A 5,422-nucleotide genomic window follows, 5' to 3' on the forward strand; every position below is an offset into this window, starting at 1 on the left:
ACGTCAAGTAACCCACCGGAAGAACACCATGATCAGAGACTCAGAAACCCTTACTTTGTTGCTCGACACCATTGGGCGCTTTGTGCGCGAGAAGCTGGTGCCGCAAGAAGCACACGTTGGCGAAACCGACCAGATCCCCGAGGACATCGTGCGCGACATGAAGGCGCTGGGTCTCTTTGGTATGTCCATTCCTGAAGCCTATGGCGGCATGGGGCTGACCATGGAAGAAGAGGTGCTGGCCGGTTTTGAGATTTCCCACACCTCACCGGCTTTTCGCTCACTGTTCGCCACCAACAATGGCATCGGCGCGCAGGGCATCGTGATCGATGGCACCGAGGCGCAAAAGCAGCACTACCTGCCGAAGATTGCCACCGGCGAGATCATTGGCTCGTTTGCGCTGACCGAGCCCGACAGCGGCTCCGACGCCGGTAGCCTGCGCACCTCGGCGGTGAAAGACGGCGACTTTTACGTGATCAACGGCACCAAGCGCTACATCACCAACGCGCCCGAAGCGGGCATCTTCACCGTGATGGCCCGCACGGCGGCGCAGGTCAAGGGCGCGGATGGCATCTCTGCCTTCATCGTTGAAAAAGGTACACCGGGTTTGTCGCTCGGTGCCATCGACAAGAAGATGGGGCAAAAAGGCGCCCACACCTGCGACGTGATTTTTGACAATGTGCGCATCCCCGTCGCCAACCTGATTGGCGGCCAGGAAGGCGTCGGTTTCAAGACCGCCATGAAGGTGCTGGACAAGGGGCGCCTGAACATTGCTGCCGCCAGCGTGGGCGCCGCCGAACGCATGCTGGCGGACGCCCTGCGCTACGCCCGTGAGCGCAAGCAGTTTGGCAAAGCGATTGGCGAGTTCCAGCTGATCCAGGCCATGCTGGCCGACAGCCATTCCGAAATTTACGCCGCGCGCTGCATGGTGCTGGACGCCGCCCGCAAGCGCGACGAAGGCCACAACGTCGGGACAGAGGCCGCCTGCGCCAAGTTGTTTGCCTCCGAGATGTGTGGCCGCGTGGCCGACCGGGCCGTACAGATTTTTGGCGGTGCCGGCTACCTGGCTGAGTACGGCATCGAGCGCTTTTACCGCGACGTTCGCCTGTTTCGCATCTATGAAGGCACCAGCCAGATTCAGCAACTGGTGATTGCCCGCAACCTGCTGCGCGACGGCGCGGCCTGACCAGGCGGCCCACTTTAACCCAACATCAGAGCAGTGGTGTGACGGCTGTCACTGCTCTGACTTAGCTCCCAGTCGTCAGTAAAAATGAATCGAGACACGCAATGACAACGAGATCTTTTTCACAACCACGACGCACGGTGATGCATCTGGCTGCGGCCGCCTTGTGCCTGCTGGGTACGGCAGGCACGGTACACGCCCAGGCGCAGCCGTGGCCCGCCAAACCCATCAAAATTGTCGTGGGTTTTGCCGCCGGTGGCACCACGGATGTGATGGCGCGCGTGATGGCGCAGTCCCTCAGTGAAGCACTGGGGCAGCCAGTGCTCGTGGACAACAAGCCCGGCGCCAGCGGCAATGTGGCGGCGTCAGAAGTGATCCGCGCAGCGGCTGATGGCTACACCTTTATGGTGGCTCCCACCTCGGTCGAAACGGCCAATCCGTCGCTGTTCAAGCAAACCATTCTGCCTTCGCGTGACCTGACGCCCGTGGCGGGCGTGGGCCGTAGCCAGATGTACCTAGTGGTCAAGCCGCAACTGGTCGCCAAGGACACCAAGGAGCTGGTCAGCATGATCAAGGCCGACCCCGGCAAACTGTCCTACGCGTCGGCCGGCCCGGGCACGCCGCCCCATCTGGCCGGCGAGTTGTTCAACAAGGTTCTGGGCGTGCAAGTGGCGCATATTCCCTACCGGGGTGCTGCACCAGCCTTGCAGGACGTGATGGCCGGTCAGGCGGACTATGTGTTTGATTCGGGTATCTCCTTCCCGCATGTGCGCTCCGGCAAGGTGCGCATGCTGGCGGTGGCCGGCACCAAGCGCTCGTCGTTTTTCCCCGAGGTGCCCACCCTGTCCGAACTCGGCTTCAAGGGCGCCGAGCTCGACATCTGGTTTGGCTTGTGGGCACCGAATGGCACACCGCCCGACATCACCGCTCGCATGGGCCGCGAAATTGCCAAAGCACTGGCCCAAGCCAACACCAAAACCCGCTATGAATCGCTGGGCGCCGAACCCGTTGGCATGGATACGGCCGAGTTTCGCAAGCTGCTGGCCGAAGAAGGCCGCATGCTGAGCGCCCTGATCAAGGAACGCAAGATCGTTCTGGAATAAACCGCAACGCCACTTCCGCCTGTCAGGAAGGGGCTTACCCATTTTGGAGAGTGTTAGATGAAAGTCCTGGTCGCAGTCAAGCGCGTGGTGGACTACAACGTGAAGGTCCGCGTCAAGTCGGACAACACCGGTGTAGATATCGCCAACGTCAAAATGAGCATGAACCCCTTTGATGAAATCGCCATCGAAGAAGCCGTGCGTTTGAAGGAAAAAGGTCTGGTCACCGAGATCATTGCCGTCTCCTGCGGCGTCAGCCAGTGCCAGGAAACCCTGCGCACCGCCATGGCGATCGGCGCCGACCGCGCCATCCTGGTCGAAACCACGGAAGAACTGCAGCCGCTGGCGGTGGCCAAACTGCTCAAAGCCCTGCTCGACAAGGAACAACCCGGCCTGATTTTGCTGGGCAAGCAGGCCATTGATGACGACTGCAACCAGACCGGCCAGATGCTGGCGGCCCTGGCGGATCTGCCGCAAGCCACCTTCGCCAGCAAGGTCGAAGTGGTGGACGGCAAAGTCTCCGTCACGCGCGAAGTCGATGGCGGCCTGGAAACCCTGCTGCTGAGCCTGCCGGCCGTGATCACCGCCGACCTGCGCCTGAACGAGCCGCGTTATGTGACCTTGCCCAACATCATGAAGGCCAAGAAAAAGCAGTTGGAAATCTTCAAGCCCGAAGACCTGGGCGTCGACGTGAGCCCGCGCATCAAGACCCTGCGTGTGAGCGAGCCGCCCAAGCGCAGCGCCGGCATCAAGGTGCCGGACGTGGCCACGCTGGTGGACAAACTCAAGAACGAAGCCAAGGTCATCTGAGGAGCAAAAAATGACAACACTCGTAATTGCCGAACACGACAACGCGACCCTCAAGGGCGCCACCCTGAATACCGTGACCGCCGCGCTCCAATGCGGCGGTCACGTGCATGTGCTGGTCGCCGGTGCCAACGCAGGTCCTGCTGCCGCGGCTGCCGCCCAGATCGCCGGCGTGAGCAAGGTCTTGCACGCCAACAGCGCCGCCTTCGCCCACGGCCTGGCTGAAAATATCGCCGCCCAGGTGCTGGCGCTGGCCAGCAGCTACAGCCACCTGCTGTTCCCGGCCACCGCCTCCGGCAAGAATATTGCCCCGCGCGTCGCCGCCAAGCTCGATGTCGGCCAGGTCTCCGACGTCACCAAGGTCGACAGCCCGGACACCTTCGAGCGCCCGATCTATGCCGGCAACGCCATTGCCATCGTGCAAAGCCTGGATGCCATCAAGGTCATCACCGTGCGCACCACCGGCTTTGACGCCGCCCCCGCCAGCGGTGGCGCGGCCACCGTGGAAAGCGTGACGGCGGTGGCGGCCAGCGCCAAAGCCAGTTTTGTCGGCAGCGAAATCGCCAAGAACGACCGCCCCGAGCTGACCGCAGCCAAGATCATCGTCTCCGGTGGCCGGGCCCTGGGTTCGCACGACAAGTTCATGGAAGTCATGACACCACTGGCCGACAAGCTCGGGGCCGCCATGGGTGCTTCCCGCGCTGCCGTGGACGCCGGTTATGCGCCGAATGACTGGCAAGTCGGCCAGACCGGCAAGATCGTCGCACCGCAGCTGTACATCGCCTGCGGCATCTCGGGCGCCATCCAGCATCTGGCGGGCATGAAGGACTCCAAGGTCATCGTGGCGATCAACAAGGATGCCGAAGCGCCGATCTTCAGCGTCGCTGATTACGGGCTGGAGGCTGATTTGTTTACGGCTGTGCCGGAACTGATTGCCGCGCTGTAACAACTTCGCACAGGAACAGGCTACGAAAACCATGAGCAGCACAAGCATGCACCCACCAAGTCACGATGCCAAGGCTGCACGATCATGGTTTTGGAGCAGAGCTTGCGCTTCGCTGTGCCACTGGCTGACCGTTTCTACGTCATGGAGCATGGCCGCATCGTGGCGCAATTCAGTGCGGCTGAACTCGGAACCAAGATGCCGATGCTCAATGAGTTTCTGGGCGTTTGAGTCCTTGTGATTTCACTGCATTTTTTAGCCCCTAGAGGAGACATCATGAAACTGACCGTTAAAACCATGGTCCTGATAATGGGCATAGCAGGCCTGACCACAAGCACTGTGTACGCACAGGACAAGGTACGCATTGGCTTTCTGACCGACATGTCCAGCGTGTACGCCGACCTGGATGGCAAGAATGGCGCCATGGCTATACAGATGGCGATTGACGATTTTGGCGGCAAGGTCAATGGCGTTCCTATTGAGCTTCTGAGTGGAGATCATCAGAACAAAGCTGACATTGCCGCGTCAAAAGCCCGAGAGTGGATCGATACCCGGAACATCACCATGTTGGTGGGAGGAACCAACTCAGGCGCCGCCTTGGCTATGGCCAAGATCGCGCAAGAGAAAAAGCGGGTGTTCATCGGAAACGGTCCGGGTACTTCCGCACTGACCAATGAGCAGTGCTCACCGTACACCATCCATTACGCCTGGGACACAGTCGCCTCAGCCAAGGGAACCGCCGGGGCTCTGGTGAAACAGGGGTACAAAAACTGGTATTTCCTGAGCGCTGATTACGCGTTTGGTCAAGCGCTGGAGCGCGATGCGACAAACGTGGTCAAGGCCGGTGGCGGCAAGGTGGTGGGTTCGGTCAAGCACCCGATCAACGCATCCGACTTCTCTTCTTTCCTGCTTCAGGCACAAAGCTCCAAGGCACAAATCCTGGGCATCGCCAACGGTGGCGGCGACATGATCAATGCGCTCAAAGCCGCGAAGGAGTTTGGCATCGACAAGTCCATGAAGGTCGCAAGCCTCTTGTTGTTCATCACCGATGTCCACAGCATGGGCCTCAACAAAGCGGAGGGCTTGCTGTTCACTACCAGCTGGGACTGGAACCTGAACGACGAAACACGAAAATTTGGACGGCGCTTCTTCGAGAAGGCCAAGCGCATGCCTACCGATGTCCAGGCGGCCGACTACTCCTCCACCATGAACTATCTGAAGGCGGTGCAAGCCACCAAGACAACCGACTCAGACAAAATCATGGCGTACTTCAAGAGCACCAAGCTGAAGGATTTCTACGCTCAGGGTTACGTGCGTGCTGACGGTCGCTACGTTCACGACATGTACCTGATGCAGGTGAAATCCCCGGCGGAGTCAAAAGCGCCCTGGGAC

General features: G+C 60.3%; 5 protein-coding genes and 1 pseudogene. All 6 read left to right on the forward strand.

The window, feature by feature from the left end; all coding sequences use genetic code 11:
* The first annotated feature begins 28 nt into the window (after positions 1-28).
* Positions 29-1,183: an acyl-CoA dehydrogenase family protein gene (locus Q7T10_RS01720; RefSeq protein WP_304745242.1), complete on the forward strand. Its 1,155-nt coding sequence runs from the start codon at positions 29-31 to the stop codon at positions 1,181-1,183.
* Positions 1,184-1,284: 101 nt separating this feature from the next.
* On the forward strand, positions 1,285-2,283 hold the full coding sequence (locus Q7T10_RS01725; protein WP_304745245.1) for a tripartite tricarboxylate transporter substrate binding protein: 999 nt from the start codon (positions 1,285-1,287) through the stop codon (positions 2,281-2,283).
* A 57-nt stretch (positions 2,284-2,340) separates the two neighbouring features.
* Positions 2,341-3,090, forward strand: a complete 750-nt coding sequence (locus tag Q7T10_RS01730; protein WP_304745247.1) for an electron transfer flavoprotein subunit beta/FixA family protein — start codon at positions 2,341-2,343, stop codon at positions 3,088-3,090.
* 10 nt (positions 3,091-3,100) lie between these two features.
* Complete coding sequence (locus tag Q7T10_RS01735; RefSeq protein ID WP_304745249.1) at positions 3,101-4,033, forward strand: electron transfer flavoprotein subunit alpha/FixB family protein; 933 nt, start codon at positions 3,101-3,103, stop codon at positions 4,031-4,033.
* A gap of 93 nt (positions 4,034-4,126) precedes the next feature.
* Positions 4,127-4,261, forward strand: a pseudogene (locus Q7T10_RS01740) (ABC transporter ATP-binding protein); the annotation flags it as partial.
* A gap of 45 nt (positions 4,262-4,306) precedes the next feature.
* The coding region (locus tag Q7T10_RS01745) for an ABC transporter substrate-binding protein (protein ID WP_304745251.1) at positions 4,307-5,422 on the forward strand (1,116 nt) is incomplete at its 3' end.

Source organism: Rhodoferax sp. (assembly GCF_030646845.1).
Lineage (GTDB): Bacteria > Pseudomonadota > Gammaproteobacteria > Burkholderiales > Burkholderiaceae_C > Rhodoferax.